Origin of the sequence: Pseudoflavitalea rhizosphaerae (assembly GCF_003991355.1) — a bacterium.
Lineage (GTDB): Bacteria > Bacteroidota > Bacteroidia > Chitinophagales > Chitinophagaceae > Pseudobacter > Pseudobacter rhizosphaerae.
On sequence record NZ_RCSU01000010.1, the window covers coordinates 1 to 21,108 of the forward strand.

The window sequence follows — 21,108 nt, forward strand, 5'->3', positions numbered from 1 at the left end:
GAACACTGTGTCGCCGGAGGCGACGGAATAGAAGTAACTCGCCGGGAGGCGAGCTACTGGGCACACGTCGAGTATTAGAAAAAGTCGATACCAGCGCTGAATCCGAACCAGGCTTTCACCCTGTCGTCAAACTTGAAATGACTATCAGGCGCCATCTCCAGCTTGAATCCATCGTGTTTGATGGTCTGATCTGAATAATAAATTGAAAAAGCCGGGCCGGCAAAAATGCTGATCAGTTTATTGATCTTGAAATGCGCGTTGATGTTCACGCGGTTCAGGAGATTGAGATGGTCCCAGTCGCCCAGGTAAATATGTTGCGAAGTAAGTTCCGTATTCAACGCCCATTTTTTTGCAAGCGGCCATTCACGGCCGATACCATAACCGAAGCTCCAGGCTTTATCGAGTGTATCATTGCCATAACCTACACTCACACCTGCCAGCAGTATGCTGTACAATTTGCTGTTACCGGTTTTGAATGCGCCATTGAAAGGCAGCACATCATTGGTATATAAACTGAGCTTATGATATCCTTTGAAAATAATATTGATCAAACCGATACTGTAACCATCTGAAGTATCGGCAATATTCACGAGACCAACCTGAACGCCGCGGAGTTTTTTGGTATAGTTCAGTAAAGCCGATATCTGCGCGCCGCGCATCTCTCCTCCGTTGATATTGCCCAATCCCGCGATCTGTGCACCATTCATATGTCTTCCATTCAGGTTAGCCAGACCGCTGATCTGTGCGCCTTCCAGGTCCTTCCAGTTGATATTTCCATTACCAGCGAGTTGAGCTCCCAGGGTATTGCCCCGTGCAAAATTGATAGTGCCAGCGATCTGTGCACCAACAAAAGCATTACCCGCTACATTATAATTGCCACTGCCCTGCAGCCCCCGGAATTCCTTCCCGGCAAAATTGGCAATACCACTCAATTGCACGCCTTTGAAAGCGCCGCCAGTATGATTATAGATACCACCGATCTGCCAGCCGTTCACATTCCGCTTCACGAAGTTGCCGATACCGCCCACCTGCCAGCCATTTACGCTATCGAGTACAGTATTATGTATGCCCGCGATCTGCACTCCCGTGAAGCTTTTACCATCCACATTGAGCAAACCGCCTATCTGCACAAAACGAACATCCTTCTTATTGATATTGAATAAACCGCCCAGTTCAAATCCATTCACTCCACCGGAATAACCTCCCAGGATATTGAATGAAAAATTGTTGATCACCTGGCTGTTCATTTTTCCATTTGAACTGATGCCGGGCACCAGCGATACCTGGTAGGGCCGGACAGTAAAGAATTTGCTGAGGTTGATACTCTGGATCTGCTGCATGGTGCTTACCAGGAATTTCCCCATGGCGGTCTTCTCAACCATCACGGAATCGGTTTTCCGGTATGTGTAGAGCCAGTGTGTACTGTCCGGGCTGCGGACGGCGATCACGATGGAATCAGGCGCCTGGAAAGTATAAGGGCCGATAATAGTGGTCTGATCTGAGATCTCCACAGGCATGATGGTGATGGAAAGCTCCTGGTTGAATTTGGGACGAATGGTAACCGTGGTATCCTCATAGTATTGCTTACTAACGGTGATGCTCGCCTGTTTATAGCGGCTTTTCAGTTTCAGTTTGAAAAAACCTTCGGTATTGGTTTGCGCATAGGCCAGCTGGCTTTTTTCGAATACACTCGCATTCACTACCCGGTCTCCGGTCTGGTCATCGAAGATATAGCCAGAAACATAGTACTGGTTATCTTCGCTTGCAGCCTGGGTGGTGATGAGCGGCACCTGGATGGGCCTGCGGCGGATGATGATATAGTTACCACTCTCCTTGAATTCGTATCCTTCATTGAAAAGCAGCCGGAGGATATAACCAACAGACCTGCTTTGCACATTGAGGGAAACCAGGCTGTCTTTACGAACGATATTGCTGTTATAGGAAAAATAGAAATTCGCTTTGTTGCTGAGGATCTCCAGTACATGGGCCAGTTGCTGGCGGTTCACCTCCAGCGTTACCGTCCGGTCCAACGGCGATTGTCCCTTACCCGTTTGATAAAGGAATAGGAATAATAAGGAGAGCAAAGCGCAAAGGCCCGTCTTTTTCACATTGGTTATTGTTCTCATGCTGCTGTACTAAGCCTATTTCAGTATGATGAAGGAATCCTTTTTTTCCACGGTGATATCATATAATGGATAGGATGTATCTACGATCATGTCGAGTAACTCCTGCAATGACATATCGTAATAAGTTCCGGTGAACATAATATTCCTGAATTCAGGATTTTCGATCAGAATATTTACATGGTAGGATTCATTCATTGCCTGTACCAGCTTCCAGAGCGGTGTATCATCACAAACAAATTCGCGTGTCCGGTAGAATTTATAGAATTGGTCTGTAACGGGCTCCTTCACCAGTACTGTATCGCCGGTTTCGACCTCCAGTTTTTCTTTCTGTTTCAGTTGAATGGACCTGGTAGCGTATTCCACTTTCACCAATCCGCTTTCAACCACTACCTCAGTTTTACCGTTGTTGCTTTTTACATTGAATGAAGTTCCCAGTACCGTGATGGTTACATCATTGATGGTAACGATGAAGGGTTTCTTAATATCTGCTTTCACCTGGAAGAAGGCTTCGCCTTTCAATTTCACGGTTCTGTCTTTTCCTTTGAATGCATCTGTATAGGAGATAGTGGAGTTCTTATTGAGGGTAACCACTGATCCATCGGGCAGGGTTTCGGCTTTTGATTGCGATTTTGCAGACAGCACAACCTGTTTGCCAGACTTAAAGGGCACCAGTATGAAAAAGAGCAGGGCGGCCACTCCCACCAGCATAATAACGGCGGCGGCTATGCGCGTATCATACCATTTTGTGCGTGCCGGTTCCACCAGGGTCATTTCGGGAGTACTTTCCTCACGGCTGATGCGTTGCTGGAACCGTTTCCAGGCATCGTTCTCGTTCACGGAACTTTTGGCGGCCAGCTCCTGACTTTCATCCCAGATGAATTTGAACTGCTCATAATAACGCAGATTGTCCGGGCTGGCACCGATCCAATGTTCCACCTCTTCCCGCTCACCGGCAGACGCCTCACCCAGCAGGTATTTCACCAGCAGGTCATCACTTATATTGTAAAATTCGGCATTCAATCAGTTTTCGTTTTAGAGGTTGGTCAGGATTATCAATAACAGTGGCAGGAAGTCGACCAATTTGCTTCGCAGCAATTTGAGCGCCTTCCCCATCTGGTTTTCTACGGTTTTGACAGAGATTCCCAGGCGGTTGGCGATCTCCTGGTATTTGAGTTCTTCAAAACGGCTCATCTGAAAAATGGTACGGCATTGTTCCGGCAGCTCGCTCATAGCTTTCCGCAACTTTTGTTCAAGATCGCTCAACAATACTTTTTTTGAAGCAGAATCAGACTGTTCTTTCATTTGATAAGTGGCATGCGCCTGGTAGGCCAATCTTACTTTCTGATGTTTGATGTGATTCAGGCTTTCGTTGTAAACGGCCCTGTACAGATAAGCGGTGAGCGAAGTTTCGATATCGAGATGTCCTTTCTTTTCCCAAATCTTGCAAAATACATTCTGGACCATCTCTTCAGCAACCATATCATCTTTGACTATCGTATATGCATAGGAGTGAAGGCTTTTAAAATGACTTTTAAAAACATTCTCAAATGCTGTGCCCAGCAAGTGTGTTCTCCCTGCTTCCGATACTGCCATTCGTAGATTTTGAAATCTGGCGCCAAAGATAACAGCTTCGCCCAATTGACCTTTATTAATATGACAACCGGGAAATGGCTTACCCCTATGGCAGAATGCAGGTTTGATCAAATAAATAGCGGCACAACATTGAACTTATTGTGATTCAACCGTTTGAATTTTTCGTTTTACGTAGCCCAGGTATTTGTCGCGCGCCTGGATAGCGGCAAACAGGCCATCGTGGGAAGAGTTGTTGTGAAAGGAGATGGTGCCGTGATGACTTCTGTAAGCAACAGGCACAGAGGGGTCTTGCGGATGGACTGTCCGGACAAAATATACTTCGTCCATTTCGGTTCTTCCAGTTTTATAATAATGATAGAATTGTTCGTTCTCTTCGAGGAATTTTTCGGCGTGGCGCAGTTCTTTTCTCCAGAAATTATTGATCTCCTGCACATCGCTGCCTGATTCCGGGTGGAATAACGCAGCCTTGTACACCAGTGCAAAATATTCCAGCATTCCGGTAAAGGCGGGCTTCACTGTTTTAAAGAACCAGATCTCATCATTGACGTTGCGGAACTGTCGATGGTCAAGCAGTTGCAGCAAGGCATTCCAGTTACGTTCGCATGTTTGAAAGCAGCATTCGATCTGTTCTTTCTCAGTGGCAAACCGTTTACCGCAGACTTCCATCTCAACCAGCATTTTTTCATACAGTTGACGATATTGTTCTTTCATAGCTCAGACAGTTAAAAGCAAAATACTTGCCCCTTGTTTCGCTTTGAAACATCGTATTACCCTGACCAAAGTGTAATAACTGTTACAACTGTCCCTACGTGAATGCGGCTCTAAAAAAAAGCAGGGAAAGTAAAAACAATCCCTGGTTAGACCAAACGGTCACATGAGAAAATCTACTATTAAACAAACGTACATGTAAGCGCCCGGTACTGGGTTTCAGAGGAGGCGCAAACAAAAAAGCTCATCCGATTTTAGTCAGACGAGCTTCAATTATATAGGAATGCCCATACAGGCATATTCACCATTCAAAGCTATACTCTGACTTATCTCTCCCCCATCATGGCAGGGGGTAGGAATTGGCACCTTTTCCAACAGTTATACAAACGACGATGCACTATGTCTGCTCTGTTGGAAGGTTGTCAAGGCGTCATCGGGCCCGTTTCCCTCTGCCTTTCTTGATAAGTTATTCCTTAGAACCCGGCAAATATATACATCAATCTCTTTGATTCATATACTTCCCGAATATTTTTTTATTGTGTTACCACAACACTAAATCCTGCCTTTATCCAGAGAACCTGTTACACCAGATATCCGAAGAGCGTATCGTCTTTGTTCAGCTCGGTGTAATTGATCTGGTATTGCTGCATATTCTTCAGCAATGCATCGTAATCTTCCCGCTTTCTCAATTCTATTCCTACCAACGCGGGCCCGGTTTCCTTATTGTGTTTTTGATAATATTCAAACCTGGTGATATCGTCTTCCGGCCCCAATACATGGTTCACAAATTCTTTCAGCGCTCCGGGTCTTTGCGCAAACCTTACCAGGAAATAGTGCTTCAGCCCTTCGTACTGAAGGCTACGCTCCTTGATCTCCTGCATGCGATCGATATCATTGTTGCTGCCGCTCACCACACAGACCACGGTCTTTCCTTTGATCTGTGCAGCATAGTCGTCCAGCGCAGCGATGCTGAGCGCTCCTGCGGGCTCTACCACAATCGCGTCTTCGTTATAGAGTTTGAGGATGGTGGAACAAACTTTTCCCTCGGGGACCAGGTGCATTTCAGTAAGCACTTCGCGGCACAATTCGAAGGTGATCTCTCCTACTCTCTTTACTGCAGCACCGTCTACAAATCTTTCGATATTATCCAGCGTCACGGGATGACCTGCTTCCAGCGCCTGTTTCATGCTGGGAGCGCCTTCCGGCTCCAGGCCAATGATCTTTGTTTTGGGTGAATATGTTTTGAAATAAGCACCAACACCGGCACTGAGTCCGCCGCCACCAACAGGCACGAAGAGATAATCCACTTCGCTCTGGTCTTCCAGTATTTCGAGCCCTACAGTTCCCTGTCCTTCAATGATACGCAGATCATCGAATGGAGGAATGAAAGTCATACCATTGGCTTCAGTGTAAGCGCGTGCTGCTGCAGCGCAATCGTCGAAGGTATCTCCAACGAGCCTGATCTCGATATTATCTTCCCCAAACATCTTGGTTTGAGAAACCTTTTGATTGGGCGTAATGATGGGCATGAATACCACGCCTTTCACGTTGAGTCTTTTGCAGGAGAATGCAAATCCCTGCGCATGGTTGCCGGCGCTTGCACATACAACACCTTTGGACATTTCCTCCGGTGCAAGACTGCTCATCATATTGTAGGCGCCGCGTAGTTTGTAGGAGCGCACCACCTGCAGGTCCTCGCGTTTGAGGTATACCTGGGCATCGTACTTACGGCTTAGATTATGCGAATACTGAAGGGGCGTTCTGTTCACCACTTTGCGCAGGCGCATGGCTGCTTTGTGGAATTCGAGGCCTGTCATCAGGTTGGTAGTAGTGCTCATGTTTTGTTGCAGGTTCAGGCGCCTGTCCGCCATTTTTTGGTGCAGTCGCTCGCGTCCCCGCGAGTGACGATTATTGGCTCGCCTCTGGCGAGCACAGTGTTCGCCAGAGGCGAACAAATATGAGTCACTCGCGGGGACGCGAGCGACTGCTCTCCGATAAAACATCTTTCTTCGCAGGGGCGGGGCGGACAACTGCCGTGAACAGTTCCGTTGGTCCGGGGTCTGAAGCCCCCCGTTCCCCGGGCTGGCCACAGGCAGCCGCCGCATAACCCTTGCAAAAAATCTTAATTGGCCGCAACTGCTTTTGCAGGTTGCGCCGCCTGGTTTTCAGGACGCAGGCTGCGTACTGTTTTACCAGCTTGCCACAGTTCGCTTTCGCGCAGTTCTTTCAATTCCAGTTCCAGCTTCTCACGATAGTCTGGCTGGCTGTTGCTGCTGATGGAACGGGCTGCTTCCTTACCGGCTGCCACACTCTCATACAGTTCAGTGAATACAGGCAGTGTAGCGTCGCGGAATTTCTTCCACCAGTCCAGTGCACCGCGCTGTGCAGTGGTAGAACAGTTGGCATACATCCAGTCCATTCCGTTCTCAGCCACCAGTGGCATCAGGGATTGCGTCAGCTCTTCAACAGTTTCGTTGAATGCTTCAGAAGGCGTGTGACCTTTCTTGCGCAGTACTTCGTACTGTGCAGCAAAGATGCCCTGGATAGCGCCCATCAGGGTACCGCGCTCACCAGTGAGATCGGAGTAAACTTCTTTCCTGAAATCAGTTTCAAACAGGTAACCGCTACCGATAGCGATACCCAGCGCCACCACTCTTTCAAATGCGCGGCCGGTTGCATCCTGGAAGATAGCGTAGGAGCTGTTAAGACCACGGCCCTGCAGGAACATCCTGCGGAGTGAGGTACCGGAGCCTTTAGGCGCTACGAGGAATACATCCACATCGGCAGGAGGAACGATACCGGTCTGATCGTTATAAGTGATCCCGAAGCCATGAGAGAAATACAGGGCTTTTCCGGGTGTCAGGTATTTCTTTACTGTAGGCCACATGGCAATCTGGGCAGCATCGCTGAGCAGATAGCAGATCACGGTTCCGCGTTGCAGCGCTTCTTCGATCTCGAAGAGGGTTTCACCGGGAACAAAACCATCACGAACGGCTTTATCCCAGCTTTTGGAATTTTTACGCTGGCCAACGATCACATTCACACCATTGTCTTTTTGATTGAGGGCCTGTCCGGGACCTTGCACACCGTAACCGATCACGGCCACTACTTCATCCTTTAAAATTGACTGCGCTTTGGCCAGGGGAAATTCTTCGCGGGTTACTACATTTTCTTCAACACCGCCGAAATTGAGTTTTGCCATTGTCGTAATTGTTTATGGTTGTTAGAAAGCTAGGTTGCTTGTTATGAAATTTACATTGTGAATACTTCGTCGTTGCGATTGAGGTACTCGTTCTCCACCACTTCTTCGCTGGGAACGGTCTCTTCAAACTCTTTCAGCTTTTCGTGGAAGCCGCTGCTGGCCTTGATAATAGCCACGCGTGCACTCCTGACGAACTCGATGAGCCCATAAGGCTCCAGCACGCTGATGAGCTTATCGGTTTCTTCGCGGTGACCGGTGGTCTCAAACACAGTATAATCTTTGCGGATCACTACGGCACGTGCGCCGTACTCGCGGAGCAGTCTTTCCACTTTTACTTTTTCCGCGATCTCATCAGTAGGAACCTTGTACATGGCCAGTTCCTGCCAAACGATCTCGTCGCCGGAATTGTAGTAGGCGCGCAATACTTCCACCTGTTTTTCGATCTGGCGCACCAGTTTCTTCACCACTTCTTCGGATTCATTGATCACGATAGTGAACCGGTGAATGCCGTCCACTTCACTGGGTGAAGTATTGAGGCTCTCAACATTTATTTTCCTGCGACTAAACATGATGGCTATGCGATTAAGCAGGCCGATCTGGTTTTCGGTATATACTGTTACTGTGAATTCCTGTTTGCTTGACATACGTAAAGTTTTGAATGTTCGGCGGGTGCCCAGTCGCTCGCCTCCGGCGAGTGACTTTTATTTAGTCGCCTCCGGCGACGCAGTGTTCGCCGGAGGCGAACAATTAGAAGTCACTCGCCGGAGGCGAGCGACTGGGCACACCCTATATTTTCAGTCACACCCTGTTATTTCAGTCACACCCTGTTATTTCAGTCTGATCTCTGCTACACTGCAGCCCTGTGGCACCATCGGGAACACATTGTTCTCCTTGCCCACTTTCACTTCCAGAAGGTAAGAGCCTTTGTGATTAAGCATGGTCTGCAATGCTGCCCTCAGTTCAGCGCGATCACCGGTGCGATTGCCATCGATATAATATGATTTCGCGAGGGCCACAAAATCAGGACTGGTGATATTCACAAAGGAATAGCGTTTGTCGTGGAAGAGCTGCTGCCACTGGCGCACCATTCCAAGGAACTCGTTGTTGAGAATAAGGATCTTTACATCGATACCGCTCTGCATGATAGTGCCGAGCTCCTGCAATGTCATCTGGAATCCGCCATCGCCTATAACGGCCACCACTGTACGATCGGGTGCTCCGAATTTTGCGCCGATAGCTGCTGGCAATGCAAAACCCATCGTACCCAGGCCACCACTGGTGATATTGCTGCGGCTCTGTGTGAATTTCGCATAACGGCAGGCCACCATCTGGTGTTGACCTACATCGGTTACCACCACTGCATCTCCGCCGGTGAGCTCGTTCAGCAAACGGATCACTTCACCCATGGTGAGAATATCGGTTGAAGGATAGAGCTCAGGCGTGATACACTGCTCTTCCTCCTGCTGCTGGAAATCGCGGAACTTCTGCAACCATTGCGGATATACTTTCGGTTCGATCAGCTCTGTGAGCAGCGGCAATGTTTCTTTACAATCGCCCCAAACTGGAACGGCTGCTTTTACATTTTTATCGATCTCTGCCGGATCGATATCAAGATGGATCACCTTCGCCTGCTTGGCGTATTTATCCAGCCTTCCGGTAACACGGTCATCGAAGCGCATACCGATGGCGATGAGCACATCGCATTCATTGGTGAGTACATTCGGACCATAGTTTCCATGCATGCCCAGCATACCCACATGCTGCGGATGATCGGTGGGCAGTGCGCTCAAACCCAGGATGGTGGCGGCTGCGGGGATACCGCTCTTCTCCAGGAATTTCTTGAATTCCAGCTCGGCCTTGCCGAGGATCACACCCTGACCAAACAATACGAAAGGCTTTTCAGCAGCATTGATCAATGCGGCTGCCTCTTTGATATACTCTTTGCGGATGATCGGTTTGGGACGATAGCTGCGGATATGCTCGCATTTGGTGTATCCTTCGTAATCGAATTGTTGCAGTTGTGCATTTTTCGTGATATCGATCAACACGGGGCCGGGGCGACCGGTACGTGCGATATAAAAAGCTTTCGCCATTACAGCCGGGATCTCCGTTGCATCTGTTACCTGGTAATTCCATTTGGTAACGGGCGTAGTGATATTGATCACGTCGGTTTCCTGGAAGGCATCGGTTCCCAGCAGATGTGCAAACACCTGGCCGGTTACTGCAACCAGTGGCGTACTGTCGATCATGGCGTCGGCCAGACCGGTAACAAGGTTGGTTGCACCAGGACCGCTGGTGGCAAACACGACGCCTACATTCCCGGATGTTCTCGCAAATCCTTGTGCAGCGTGGATCCCACCCTGCTCGTGACGAACGAGGATATGTTTCAGTTTCTCCTGGTAATCGTACAGTGCATCATAGATAGGCATGATAGCGCCGCCGGGGTATCCGAAAATAGTGTCCACCCCTTCTGCAATGATCGCATCCAGCACGGCCACTGAACCACTGACAGTAGTGGTGGAGGCTTTTTTCTCTTCCTTTGACTGTGTGGGCGCTGCCTTCGTTGTGCTCATAATGTATTTTTTAATGTTGAAGAGTTAAGCTGGTTATGCTTCATCGGTTACACATCCTTCCGCTGCATTCTTAACACTCTTCGCGTATTTGAATAGAATTCCTTTTGTTACTTTCAGTTCAGGCTGCTTCCAGGCTGCCCTTCTTTTTGCGATCTCATCTTCAGCAACTTTCAGCGTGATGGTGTTCTTCACAGCATCCAGTTCAATGGGATCATCATCCTGCACCAATGCGATCAGTCCTCCTTCATGCGCTTCAGGCGTGATATGACCTACCACGAAACCATGCGTACCACCACTGAACCTTCCATCAGTAATCAATGCAATGCTTTTACCAAGACCTGCGCCGATCAGCGCAGACGTAGGCTTCAGCATTTCCGGCATACCGGGCGCGCCTTTCGGGCCCACATTCCTGATCACCACCACATCTCCGTGCTGGATCTTGCCGCTGTTAATCCCGGCAATCAGCTCGAACTCTCCGTCGAACACGCGTGCAGGACCTGCAAAGAACTCACCTTCCTTACCGCTGATCTTGGCTACACTGCCGCCTGATGCCAGGTTTCCGTAGAGGATTTGCAGGTGACCGGTTGCTTTGAGAGGTGTTTCGAGGGGAAGGATGATCTTCTGCGTTTCGAAATCGAGATCAGGTACTGATGCAAGATTCTCTGCGAGGGTCTTACCGGTAACGGTGAGGCAATCGCCATGCAGCAATCCCTTTTTCAGCAGGTACTTCATCACGGAAGGAACGCCGCCATGATTGTGCAGGTCCTGCATCAGGTATTTGCCGCTGGGCTTGAAATCAGCCAGTACAGGCACCCTGTTGCTGATGTCCTGGAAATCGTCCTGCGTAACGGTAACGCCTACACTCTTTGCCATGGCAATGAGGTGAAGCACTGCATTGGTGCTGCCGCCGAGGACCATAATGGTAACGATGGCGTTTTCAAATGCCTTGCGCGTCATGATATCGGAGGGCTTGATATCTTTTTCGAGGAGATAACGGATAGCCTTACCCGCTTCGAGGCATTCTGCTTTCTTTTCTTCACTGAGGGCAGGATTGGAAGATGAATACGGAAGGCTCATGCCCAGCGCTTCGATGGCGGATGCCATGGTATTGGCCGTGTACATGCCGCCGCAGGCGCCTGCACCCGGACAGGAATGCTGGATGATGCCTTTGAAATCCGCTTCATCCAAATTGCCTGCGAGTTTTTGTCCCAATGCTTCGAATGCTGAAACGATGTTCAGGTCCTGGCCTTTGTAGTGACCCGGAGCGATGGTGCCGCCATACACCATGATGGCGGGCCTGTTCAGCCTTCCCATGGCGATGATGGAACCGGGCATATTTTTGTCGCATCCCGGAATGGCGATCACTGAATCATAATATTGCGCGCCACAAACAGCCTCGATACTATCCGCAATGATATCGCGGCTCACGAGGGAATAACGCATGCCTTCCGTTCCGTTGCTGATGCCATCGCTAACGCCGATGGTGTTGAAGATAAGTCCTACCAGGTCCTGTTCCCATACGCCTTTTTTGACGATGGCCGCCAGATCGTTGAGGTGCATATTACAGGTATTGCCATCGTAGCCCATGCTGACGATGCCCACCTGCGCTTTGGCAAGATCTTCATCCGTTAATCCGATGCCATATAACATTGCCTGTGCCGCGGGTTGCGTTACATCCTGAGTGATGGTGCGTGAATATTTGTTGAGTGCCATTGGTTTTTGTTATCGTTTTGTTTTCTGAGTTCAAGTTTTTAGAGCCGTGGTCCGAGATGTTAGAGCCGGGCCGGAGGCCCTCCCGATATTTGTCACTCGCCGGAGGCGAGCGACTGGCGGCCCTCTGTGTGTGCCCGCAGAGCCGCGGAGTGTGCCCAGCCGCTCGCCTCCCGGCGAGTGGCTTCTATTTCTTCGCCTCCGGCGAAGCTTATCAGCACTAGCTGACGGCTACGCCGGCTTCTGTGACTTTTGCCTTATATAATTTTTGCAATTTCTTTCCAATGGAATTTTCCCAGGGTTGCGGGAAGATGTATTCGTCCAATGATTCAAATCCTACCACTTCAGCTGCAGTGCCGCAGAAGAACGCACTGTCAGCGGATTTCAGTTCTGCCGGTGTAATTTTTTTCTCCTCTACTTTGATACCAAGCTCCTCACACATTTCAATCACTGTTGCGCGTGTAATGCCGGGCAAGATATTTCCTAACGATGGCGTATATACGATCCCGTTCTTCTCAAAGAACATATTGGCTCCGGGACCTTCAGCCACATGTCCGTTCATATCAATCAGCAGCGCTTCGTCAAAGCCTTTGGCCTTGGCGTCCTGGCTGGCGAGAATGGAATTCACATAATGGCCTGTTGCCTTAGCCTGGATCTTGAAGCCAAGCGGATTGGGTCTTTGCCAGGGAGAGGTCATTACACGAAGGTTCTTTTCTCCCAGGAACAGTCCCATTTCCCAAACGGCGATCATTATATTGGATTCGGTATTCGGATTGAATCCCATGTTTGCAGGAGCAAACACTAACGGGCGGATATATGCGTTTTGAAGATCGTTGCGTGTCAGTACTTCATACGTTGCTTCGATCAGTTCATCGGTACTCCAGGAGTAAGGCAGGTTCAGCGCTTCAGCGGATGCTTTCAACCGATCATAATGTTCAACTGCCTTGAAGATCCTTGTTTCGCCGCTCTCTGTGCGGTAAGAGCGGATCCCTTCAAATACACCATACCCGTAATGCAGGGTCTGGCTGTACAGATCGGTTTTGGTGTCGGCGGCTTTCAGGTATTCTCCATTATAGTAGAGAATGGTATCCTGGTTGTAATAAGTTGGCATACTTCAGATTTTTAAAATGACCAGCGTTTGTTAGCATAAAAAAAAGCGACCCGCCTCTTGGGAGGCGGGTCGCTATGTATCTTCAAACTTTTTAGTTATCGCTATGCACCACCTCCGTGAGTTCCGGGAATAATAATCACCACCACCACAATAATAATTGCGATGACTACAGAGATGATATTAATGATTCCGCTTTTGAACATAAATGAGATGATGTTCTGCGAATATACACCCGCCGGTTGATAAAAAGAACTGTAGCAAGCAACTTTTCTGAAAAAACTTAAATAATGGTTGACTTCCTCAACTCAATATTTGCTTTATTGATACCACCCGGCACCCTGTTGGAAACATAATCACAGATCAGTTCCCCGATGGTGCTGGTGAAATAAAAATTAATAGGATCGATGTCTTTGGTTACGAAACTATTGCTCAATGTCCACTCTGCGGCTTCCCGTACCAGGGCTGCTTCTTTAGCCAGTCCCAAATGGTCCAGCAGCATGGCAGCACTGAGAATGGAGCCCAGCGGATTGGCAATGTCTTTACCGGCAGCCTGCGGATAAGAACCGTGAATAGGCTCAAACAATGCAGCGCCTTTCCCGATACTCGCGGAAGGCAGCAGTCCCAGTGAACCACTGATCACACTGGCTTCATCGCTGATGATATCACCGAACATATTCTCTGTGAGCACCACATCAAATTGTTTCGGGTTCAGGATGATCTGCATAGCCGCATTGTCAACAAACAGGAAGTCAACAGCCACGTCCGCATATTGCGCCGCGATCTCCTGCACCACTTTGCGCCAAAGGCGGGATGTTTCCAGCACATTGGCCTTATCCACCAGCGTCAGCTTTTTCCTGCGCTGTTGTGCATATTGAAAAGCAAGATGGGTTACACGCTCGATCTCATCCCGGGTATACACGCAATCATCAGAGGCCTGTGTTCTTTCTTCATTCACTTCTTTCTTACCGAAGTAGATACCACCGGTGAGCTCGCGGAAGATCACGAAGTCAACGCCTTCGATATTCTTTGTTTTCAACGGGCTCAGGTGATGTAAAGAAGTATATGTGGTTACCGGCCTGATATTGGCGAACAGTTGCAGGCTCTTGCGGAGCTTCAGCAAACCTTGTTCCGGCCTTACTTTGGCGGTAGGATCGTTATCATATTTGGGATGACCGATTGCGCCGAACAAAATAGCATCGCTGTTCAGGCAGGCTTCGATGGTTTCATCGGGAAGCGGGTTGCCGGTTTTATCGATGGCATCGGCGCCCATCAGGCAATAAGTATAATGAAAGGTGTGACCGAACTGCTCAGCAATGGTGTTCAGCACCTTCACGGACTGGCGGGTCACTTCAGGACCGATACCGTCACCTTCTATAACTACAATATTCTTTTCCATAGTTTGATCGTTTCAGGGTTCAGAGCGTCCTTATTTGTGTTGTTGTTCAAATGCTTCAATGGCTGGTTTGATGCTAAGGAGATAATCGATATCATCATAGCCGTTGAGCAGACAGGTTTTCTTGTAATTGTTGATGTCGAAACTGCTTTGCAGTCCGGCAGCGGGAACGGAAATCGTTTGTGCCTCCACGTTAACCACCACTTCAGTGGCGGGGTCCTTTTCCACGGCATCGAAGAGCTGTTCCAGGAATTCATCGCTCACCTGAACAGGCAGCAGGAAATTATTGAGGGCATTGTTGCGGAAGATGTCAGCAAAGAAACTGCTCACTACCACATCGAACCCATAATCCTTGATGGCCCAGGCGGCATGTTCTCTCGATGATCCACAACCGAAATTTTTTCCGGCAACCAAAACTTTTCCGGACCAGGTAGGATTATTGAGAACGAATTCAGCGCGTGGCTGGTTCTCATCATCATTTGCATAACGCCAGTCGCGGAACAGGTTCTTTCCAAAACCTGCACGGCTGGTAGCTTTCAGGAAACGGGCAGGAATGATCTGGTCTGTGTCCACATTGGTTTCCCTGAGTGGCACTGCCCTGCTTGATACTATATTGATTGATTTACTCACGTTCTTACTTGTTCTTGTTTAGATAAATTCTCTTACGTCTCCTACCTCTCCGGTGATGGCCGCCACGGCAGCAGTCAGCGGGCTTACCAGGAAAGTGCGGGCATTGGGTCCCTGCCTTCCTTCGAAATTCCTGTTACTGGTACTAACGCAATATTTTCCCGCAGGGATCTTGTCTTCATTCATACCCAGGCAGGCAGAGCACCCTGGTTGACGGAGCTGGAAGCCAGCTTCCTCGAAGACCTTGTCGATCCCTTCCGCGATGGCTTGTTTTTCCACCTGCTTGGAACCGGGCACGATCCATACTTCCACATCGCTGGCTTTCTTTTTGCCTTTCACGAAACCGGCCACCAGGCGAAGGTCTTCAATACGGCTGTTGGTGCAGCTGCCGATGAAAACATAATCCACTTTCTTTCCCTTGATCTTGCTACCGGGCTGAAGGCCCATGTAGTCGAGCGATTTGAGGAATGAGGGTTTCTCTTTTTCATCGATATCCTTTTCGCCGGGGATCAGTCCAGCCACACTCACGCCCATTCCGGGATTGGTGCCGTAGGTGATCATGGGTTCGATATCTTCCGCTTTGATGTTGATCTCTACATCGAATTTTGCGTCAGCATCGGAATAGAGTTCTTTCCATTGTTCCAGTTTGCGGTCCCATTGTCCGTTACCGGGAGCAAACTGTCTGCCTTTCATGTATTCGAAGGTCACTTCGTCGGGGGCGATCATGCCACCGCGGGCGCCCATTTCGATGCTCATGTTGCAGATGGTCATGCGGCCTTCCATGGAAAGACTGCGAATGGCGGATCCTGCATATTCAACAAAATAACCGGTAGCGCCTGATGCTGAGATCTGTGCGATAATGTAGAGAATAATGTCCTTAGATACCACTCCCTTATTCAATGTGCCCTCTACATTGATGCGCATAAGCTTTGGTTTAGATTGCATCAGGCACTGCGTTGCCATTACCATTTCCACTTCGCTGGTACCGATACCGAAGGCAATAGCGCCGAAAGCGCCGTGCGTGCTGGTATGGCTGTCTCCGCAGACGATGGTCATGCCGGGCTGTGTAACGCCCAGTTCCGGTCCTATCACATGTACAATTCCCTGGAATGGGTGACCCAATCCGTATAATTCGATGTTGTGATTCTTGCAATTGGTGATGAGCTGTTGCACCTGTACCCTGGAGAGTTCATCCTTGATGGGAAGGTGCTGCTCCAGAGTAGGAACGTTGTGGTCCGCCGTAGCAACGATCTGCTGTGGGCGGAAAACTTTCATGCCTCTTTTCTCCAGCCCCTGGAAGGCCTGAGGGCTGGTAACTTCATGAATGAAATGTTTGTCGATATACAGCACTGAGGGGCCGCCGTCGATTTGTTGAACAACGTGCTTATCCCAGATCTTATCAAATAATGTCTTAGCCACTTTTTTTCTTTTTGAGAGGAAAGCGTGGCGCAGACGCGCCACGCGAAAACAAAAACTACATGATTATGAGAAAATACTGCTCACGCTGTTACGGCCACGGCCTGATATTCGTTGGCCAGGGCTTGCAGGTCCTCATCGTTTACTTCTTTTTTACCATCTGCCACATTGAGGAATTGTGCATACAAAACATCGATGTCGTTCCTTGTGTACTGGAATCCGAGCTTATGGAAACGGTGTGCCAGCGCACTGCGGCCACTGCGTGCCGTGAGCACGATCTTGCTGCCTTCCGCTCCTACCTCATCCGGATTGATGATCTCATAGGTCTGCGCATCTTTCAGGAACCCGTCCTGGTGGATACCGGAAGAGTGTGAAAATGCATTGCTGCCTACGATCGCTTTATTAGGTTGTACCGGCATCCGCATGGTATCGGAAACCAGCCTGCTGAGAGGGTTCAGTTGTTGTGCCTTGATGCTGGTAGTGTATCCGAGCGTATGGTGCTGTTTCAGGATCATCACTACTTCTTCCAGCGATGTATTGCCGGCGCGTTCACCCAGGCCGTTGATGGTACACTCGATCTGTCTTGCTCCGTTGATCACGCCTGCAATGGAATTGGCAGTGGCCAGGCCGAGGTCGTTATGACAATGGCAACTGATCACTGCCTTATCGATATTAGATACGTTGTTGACCAGGTACGCGATCTTTTCCCCGTATTGGGATGGCAGGCAATAGCCGGTTGTGTCAGGGATATTCACTGTTGTTGCTCCGGCAGCGATCACCGCTTCGATCACACGTGCGAGATACTCATTGTCTGTACGACCAGCGTCTTCTGCATAGAATTCCACGTCGTCCGTGTAGTTCTTCGCCCATTTCACACATTGGATGGCCCGCGCCAGTATATCTTCCCTGTTACTGTTGAATTTACCTTTGATATGAAAATCGGATGTGCCGATCCCTGTATGGATACGGCCTCTCTTCGCTTTCTTCAGTGCCTCACCGGCAACCTCGATGTCTTTCTGCACAGAACGGCTCAGGGCGCAGATCGTAGCGTTCTTAATTACCTTGCAGATCTCCTCCACACTTTGAAAATCACCAGGTGAAGAAATGGGAAAACCGGCTTCGATGATATCTACTCCCAGGTCTTCCAGCGCCAATGCCAGCTCGATCTTTTCCTTGGTATTCAATTTACATCCCGGGACCTGCTCACCGTCTCTGAGGGTAGTGTCGAATATGTATATCTTTTGATCCGGCATACAATTCAATAGGTGGATTTAGTTTTTAAGAAATTTGAAATAGCAGGTTGTTTTACTTTTGTGTTGCTTGCTATAGATAACCGGTAAAACAACCTGCTGAACCGAAATTATTCCCATTAATTTGGGGAAGGAAATCAAAATTGTACCTATTTTACACTTCTGAGAGGGTGCAAGATGATCGTAAAACATTGTCTATCAAGCACTTTAACGATATTAAACTACGATGCCCAATAGATCAACAGACGCCTTATTTCAACTGATCCACTCACTGGAAAAGTCCGAAAAGCGAAATTTTAAACTGTATGTGACCCGGAATTCTTCCGGTGAAGACCTCAAAGTGGTGCAACTGTTCGACGCCATGGACAAAATGGAAGAATATGATGAGGCATTGATCCTTAAAAAGAACAAAGACCTCAAGAAACAGCAGCTCTCCAATATCAAGGCCCACCTGTACAAACAGATCCTGAGCTCACTCCGTCTGATCAAGGATGATGAGAATATCGATATCCAGCTCCGTGAGCAAATGGACCATGCCCGCATCCTCTATAATAAAGGTCTTTATCTCCAGAGCCTGAAAGTGCTGGACCGCATGAAGGAACTTGCCCGTTATTATAACCAGTTCACTTATTTATTGCAGGTACTCTTCCTCGAGAAAAAAATCGAAGCCCTGCATATCACCCGCAGTATGCAGGACCGCGCGGATAAACTTACCTCCGAAGTAGAAGAAGTGAACCAGCGGCTGGATATGACCAGCAAGCTCAGTAACCTCTCCCTTCAACTCTATAGCTGGTATATCAGGAATGGTCATGCGAGAAATGAAAAGGACGAAAAATTGGTGACCAGTTTCTTCGAAAAACATTTCCCCAAAGAAGCAGAAGGACTGAAAGGTTTTTACGAACGATTGTACCGGTACCAATGTTATTGCTGGTACGGATTTATCAGGCAGGACCTGCTCACTTATTATCGCTACACTCAAAAATGGGTGGACCTTTTCAGCAAGGAAGAGCAAATGATAGAAGTGGAAACTGCCCACTACATCAAAGGGCTGCATAATCTGCTCAGCGCACATTTTGACCTGGGGAATTTCCAGAAGTTCAATGAGGTGTTAGATGTGTTTGAAAAGTTCTCACACTCGAAGATCGTGGTGCATAATCATAACAATACCATACAGACCTTTGTATACCTCAATACCAGCCGGATCAATAAACATTTCATGGAAGGCACTTTCACGGAAGGATGTGAGCAGGTGCCTGTGATTGAAGCAAAACTGAAAGAATACAGTTTGTATCTGGACCGGCACCGCATTCTTGTTTTTTACTACAAATTTGCCTCATTGTATTTTGGCGCCGGTCAGTACGAACAGGCCATAGATTACCTGAACAAGATCATCAACTGGAAAGTGGATTTGCGCACAGACCTGCAGGCTTACAGCCGCCTGCTGCATTTGATTGCTCACTATGAATTGAAGAACTATGATCTGCTGGAATATCTTTTCAAATCTGTGTATCGCTTCATGTCGAAAATGGAAAACCTTTCTGTGGTGGAAGAAGAGATCTTCGCGTTCTTACGGAGATCATTCCACGTAACGCCGAAAGACCTGAAAGGAGAATTCGAAAAGCTGCTCAATAAATTAAAACAGCATGAGCGTAACCGTTACGAAACGCGTGCGTTCATGTATCTGGATATCATCTCCTGGCTGGAAAGTAAGATCAGCAAAGTGCCGGTTCAGAATATTATCAGGCAAAAGTATCTGCACGCTTCCAAAAGGAAGGCGGTGGAGGAATAAAGCAGCGTGTGGCCAGTCGCTCGCCTCCCGGCGAGTGACCTTTGTTTGTTCGCCTCCGGCGAACACCGTGTCGCCGGAGGCGACGAAATAGAAGTCACTCGCCGGGAGGCGAGCGACTGGCCACACGCTAATTAATATTTCGTCAGCTCAGGATGAACCGCATCTATCCAGCCCAGGATACCACCTTTCAGATTGTAAAGATTTTCAAAGCCGAATTTCTCTTCCAGCTCACGAATTGCTTTGGCGCTGCGGCCTCCCATCTTACAATGCACAACCACCTTCTTTTCTTTGCTGATGCGATCAGCATTGGCGGCAACAGTAGCTAACGGTATCAGCTCAGCGCCGATATTCACGATCTCATATTCATGCGGCTCACGCACATCGATGATCTGATATTGTTCACCATTCACCTGCCAGTTGTATAATTCTTCTGCAGAGATTTCCTTTATCGGTTTTTCCACCGCCTTCACGCCGCAGAACTGTTCATAATCGATCAACCCGGTGATGGTTGGATTCTCTCCATTCAACGGATTGTCTTTTCTCCTTGAAATATTGAATGTGCGGCTCTCGAAATTGAGCGCATCGAAAATATAGAATCTACCGGACAGTGGCTCTCCCACTCCCGTGATCACTTTGATTGTCTCCAGCGCCTGCAGGCTGCCGATGATGCCGGGCAGCACGCCGAGTACCCCACCTTCAGCGCAACTCGGCACCAGTCCGGGCGGAGGAGGTGTTGGATAGAGATCGCGGTAGTTGGGCCCCAGCTCTCCGTTTGCATTGGTGTAGTTGAAAACAGCAACCTGTCCTTCGAACTGGAAAATTGATGCATACACATTCGGTTTACCGAGTAATACCGCTGCATCATTCACCAGGTATCTTGTTGGAAAATTGTCTGTGCCGTCTGCAATCACATCGTAATCCCTGAGAATATCCAGTGCATTCTGCGATGTAAGCTGCGTATTGTGTAAAATGATATTGATATGCGGGTTCAGGGCTTCCAGTCTTTTTTTCGCTTCGAGTACTTTTGGCTTACCGATGGCTTCCACACCGAAGAGCACCTGGCGTTGCAGGTTGCTATCGTCCACCACATCGAAGTCCACGATACCGATAGTGCCTACACCAGCCGCCGCGAGATAGAGCAGCGACGGGCTCCCCAGCCCTCCCGATCCAACCACCAGCACTTTGGCGGCCTTCAGTTTCTGCTGTGCTTCCAGTCCAAATCCGGGGATGATGATATGCCGGTTATACCTGGCCAGTTCATCTTTTGAAAAAGTAACAGGGTTATTGTTGCTCATGGGATGATTTTTTTAGGATGATAACTATTATGCATAACCGCCCGCAATAGCCGGCACGATGCTGATCACGGTATCCGTTTTCACGGTTGTTTGTTCCTGTTGCAGATCCCTGATATCGTCGTTGCCTACGAAGATATTCACAAAGGAACGGATCTGTCCCTTTTCATCCAGGAGATGTTTTTTCAGGTCAGGGAAATTGAGCGTAAGCTCGTCTACTGTTTGTTGAATATTTTCTGCTTTCACTTCCAGCCTGGCTGTGTTGTTGGTGAATTTGCGCAGCGGAGTGGGAATGATCACTGTTGCCATGATTGATGC

General features: G+C 48.7%; 17 protein-coding genes and 1 riboswitch. Of the genes, 1 reads left to right on the plus strand and 16 read right to left on the minus strand.

Features of this window, described 5'->3' with window-relative positions; genetic code table 11:
* Positions 1 to 74 precede the first annotated feature (74 nt).
* From D9Y29_RS17200 to D9Y29_RS17265, 14 genes are all read right to left on the minus strand, one after another.
* Positions 75 to 2,126, minus strand: a complete 2,052-nt coding sequence (locus tag D9Y29_RS17200) for an STN and carboxypeptidase regulatory-like domain-containing protein (RefSeq protein WP_127130468.1) — start codon at positions 2,124 to 2,126, stop codon at positions 75 to 77.
* Between the two features lie 15 nt (positions 2,127 to 2,141).
* Positions 2,142 to 3,146 (minus strand): FecR domain-containing protein, encoded by a 1,005-nt coding sequence (locus D9Y29_RS17205; RefSeq protein ID WP_127130470.1) that lies wholly within the window; start codon positions 3,144 to 3,146, stop codon positions 2,142 to 2,144.
* Positions 3,147 to 3,158: 12 nt separating this feature from the next.
* Positions 3,159 to 3,719: an RNA polymerase sigma-70 factor gene (locus D9Y29_RS17210; RefSeq protein WP_127130472.1), complete on the minus strand. Its 561-nt coding sequence runs from the start codon at positions 3,717 to 3,719 to the stop codon at positions 3,159 to 3,161.
* Between the two features lie 135 nt (positions 3,720 to 3,854).
* The gene (locus D9Y29_RS17215; protein WP_127130474.1) at positions 3,855 to 4,430 is read right to left on the minus strand and encodes an RteC domain-containing protein; all 576 of its coding nucleotides are present in this window, start codon (positions 4,428 to 4,430) and stop codon (positions 3,855 to 3,857) included.
* A gap of 320 nt (positions 4,431 to 4,750) precedes the next feature.
* A riboswitch (SAM riboswitch) is annotated at positions 4,751 to 4,895 on the minus strand.
* 113 nt (positions 4,896 to 5,008) lie between these two features.
* Positions 5,009 to 6,298 (minus strand): threonine ammonia-lyase, encoded by a 1,290-nt coding sequence (ilvA, locus tag D9Y29_RS17220; protein WP_277601130.1) that lies wholly within the window; start codon positions 6,296 to 6,298, stop codon positions 5,009 to 5,011.
* Positions 6,299 to 6,549: 251 nt separating this feature from the next.
* A complete protein-coding gene (ilvC, locus tag D9Y29_RS17225) occupies positions 6,550 to 7,629 on the minus strand; it encodes a ketol-acid reductoisomerase (protein ID WP_127130476.1) in 1,080 nt (359 codons plus the stop codon).
* Positions 7,630 to 7,679: 50 nt separating this feature from the next.
* Complete coding sequence (gene ilvN / locus D9Y29_RS17230) at positions 7,680 to 8,273, minus strand: acetolactate synthase small subunit (protein WP_127130478.1); 594 nt, start codon at positions 8,271 to 8,273, stop codon at positions 7,680 to 7,682.
* A 183-nt stretch (positions 8,274 to 8,456) separates the two neighbouring features.
* Complete coding sequence (ilvB, locus tag D9Y29_RS17235) at positions 8,457 to 10,202, minus strand: biosynthetic-type acetolactate synthase large subunit (RefSeq protein ID WP_127130480.1); 1,746 nt, start codon at positions 10,200 to 10,202, stop codon at positions 8,457 to 8,459.
* A 33-nt stretch (positions 10,203 to 10,235) separates the two neighbouring features.
* A complete protein-coding gene (ilvD, locus tag D9Y29_RS17240) occupies positions 10,236 to 11,915 on the minus strand; it encodes a dihydroxy-acid dehydratase (RefSeq protein ID WP_127130482.1) in 1,680 nt (559 codons plus the stop codon).
* 217 nt (positions 11,916 to 12,132) lie between these two features.
* Complete coding sequence (locus tag D9Y29_RS17245; RefSeq protein WP_127130484.1) at positions 12,133 to 13,023, minus strand: branched-chain amino acid transaminase; 891 nt, start codon at positions 13,021 to 13,023, stop codon at positions 12,133 to 12,135.
* Positions 13,024 to 13,303: 280 nt separating this feature from the next.
* The gene (gene leuB / locus D9Y29_RS17250) at positions 13,304 to 14,419 is read right to left on the minus strand and encodes a 3-isopropylmalate dehydrogenase (RefSeq protein ID WP_127130486.1); all 1,116 of its coding nucleotides are present in this window, start codon (positions 14,417 to 14,419) and stop codon (positions 13,304 to 13,306) included.
* A gap of 30 nt (positions 14,420 to 14,449) precedes the next feature.
* Positions 14,450 to 15,046: a 3-isopropylmalate dehydratase small subunit gene (gene leuD / locus D9Y29_RS17255; RefSeq protein ID WP_127130488.1), complete on the minus strand. Its 597-nt coding sequence runs from the start codon at positions 15,044 to 15,046 to the stop codon at positions 14,450 to 14,452.
* An 18-nt stretch (positions 15,047 to 15,064) separates the two neighbouring features.
* Positions 15,065 to 16,462, minus strand: a complete 1,398-nt coding sequence (leuC, locus tag D9Y29_RS17260; RefSeq protein WP_127130490.1) for a 3-isopropylmalate dehydratase large subunit — start codon at positions 16,460 to 16,462, stop codon at positions 15,065 to 15,067.
* An 80-nt stretch (positions 16,463 to 16,542) separates the two neighbouring features.
* A complete protein-coding gene (locus tag D9Y29_RS17265) occupies positions 16,543 to 17,712 on the minus strand; it encodes a 2-isopropylmalate synthase (RefSeq protein WP_127130492.1) in 1,170 nt (389 codons plus the stop codon).
* A gap of 223 nt (positions 17,713 to 17,935) precedes the next feature.
* On the opposite strand from D9Y29_RS17265, the gene D9Y29_RS17270 reads away from it, so the two are divergent.
* Positions 17,936 to 19,498 carry a hypothetical protein gene (locus tag D9Y29_RS17270; protein ID WP_127130494.1) on the plus strand — a complete coding sequence of 521 codons (1,563 nt, stop codon included), beginning with the start codon at positions 17,936 to 17,938 and terminating at the stop codon, positions 19,496 to 19,498.
* A 131-nt stretch (positions 19,499 to 19,629) separates the two neighbouring features.
* Here the strand turns inward: D9Y29_RS17270 and moeB are convergent, their stop codons facing one another.
* Positions 19,630 to 20,793 carry a molybdopterin-synthase adenylyltransferase MoeB gene (gene moeB / locus D9Y29_RS17275; protein WP_206513818.1) on the minus strand — a complete coding sequence of 388 codons (1,164 nt, stop codon included), beginning with the start codon at positions 20,791 to 20,793 and terminating at the stop codon, positions 19,630 to 19,632.
* Positions 20,794 to 20,820: 27 nt separating this feature from the next.
* Positions 20,821 to 21,099: a MoaD/ThiS family protein gene (locus D9Y29_RS26695; protein ID WP_206513819.1), complete on the minus strand. Its 279-nt coding sequence runs from the start codon at positions 21,097 to 21,099 to the stop codon at positions 20,821 to 20,823.
* Positions 21,100 to 21,108 lie beyond the last annotated feature (9 nt).

Excerpts from the sequence above, each read along its gene's own strand:
- D9Y29_RS17200 (WP_127130468.1), bottom strand. The coding sequence starts at position 2,126 with ATGAGAACAATAACCAATGTGAAAAAGACGGGCCTTTGCGCTTTGCTC.
- D9Y29_RS17210 (WP_127130472.1), bottom strand. The coding sequence starts at position 3,719 with ATGGCAGTATCGGAAGCAGGGAGAACACACTTGCTGGGCACAGCATTT.
- D9Y29_RS17215 (WP_127130474.1), bottom strand. The coding sequence starts at position 4,430 with ATGAAAGAACAATATCGTCAACTGTATGAAAAAATGCTGGTTGAGATG.
- ilvA (WP_277601130.1), bottom strand. The coding sequence starts at position 6,298 with ATGGCGGACAGGCGCCTGAACCTGCAACAAAACATGAGCACTACTACC.
- ilvC (WP_127130476.1), bottom strand. The coding sequence starts at position 7,629 with ATGGCAAAACTCAATTTCGGCGGTGTTGAAGAAAATGTAGTAACCCGC.
- ilvN (WP_127130478.1), bottom strand. The coding sequence starts at position 8,273 with ATGTCAAGCAAACAGGAATTCACAGTAACAGTATATACCGAAAACCAG.
- ilvB (WP_127130480.1), bottom strand. The coding sequence starts at position 10,202 with ATGAGCACAACGAAGGCAGCGCCCACACAGTCAAAGGAAGAGAAAAAA.
- ilvD (WP_127130482.1), bottom strand. The coding sequence starts at position 11,915 with ATGGCACTCAACAAATATTCACGCACCATCACTCAGGATGTAACGCAA.
- D9Y29_RS17245 (WP_127130484.1), bottom strand. The coding sequence starts at position 13,023 with ATGCCAACTTATTACAACCAGGATACCATTCTCTACTATAATGGAGAA.
- leuB (WP_127130486.1), bottom strand. The coding sequence starts at position 14,419 with ATGGAAAAGAATATTGTAGTTATAGAAGGTGACGGTATCGGTCCTGAA.
- D9Y29_RS17265 (WP_127130492.1), bottom strand. The coding sequence starts at position 17,712 with ATGCCGGATCAAAAGATATACATATTCGACACTACCCTCAGAGACGGT.
- D9Y29_RS17270 (WP_127130494.1), top strand. The coding sequence starts at position 17,936 with ATGCCCAATAGATCAACAGACGCCTTATTTCAACTGATCCACTCACTG.
- moeB (WP_206513818.1), bottom strand. The coding sequence starts at position 20,793 with ATGAGCAACAATAACCCTGTTACTTTTTCAAAAGATGAACTGGCCAGG.
- D9Y29_RS26695 (WP_206513819.1), bottom strand. The coding sequence starts at position 21,099 with ATGGCAACAGTGATCATTCCCACTCCGCTGCGCAAATTCACCAACAAC.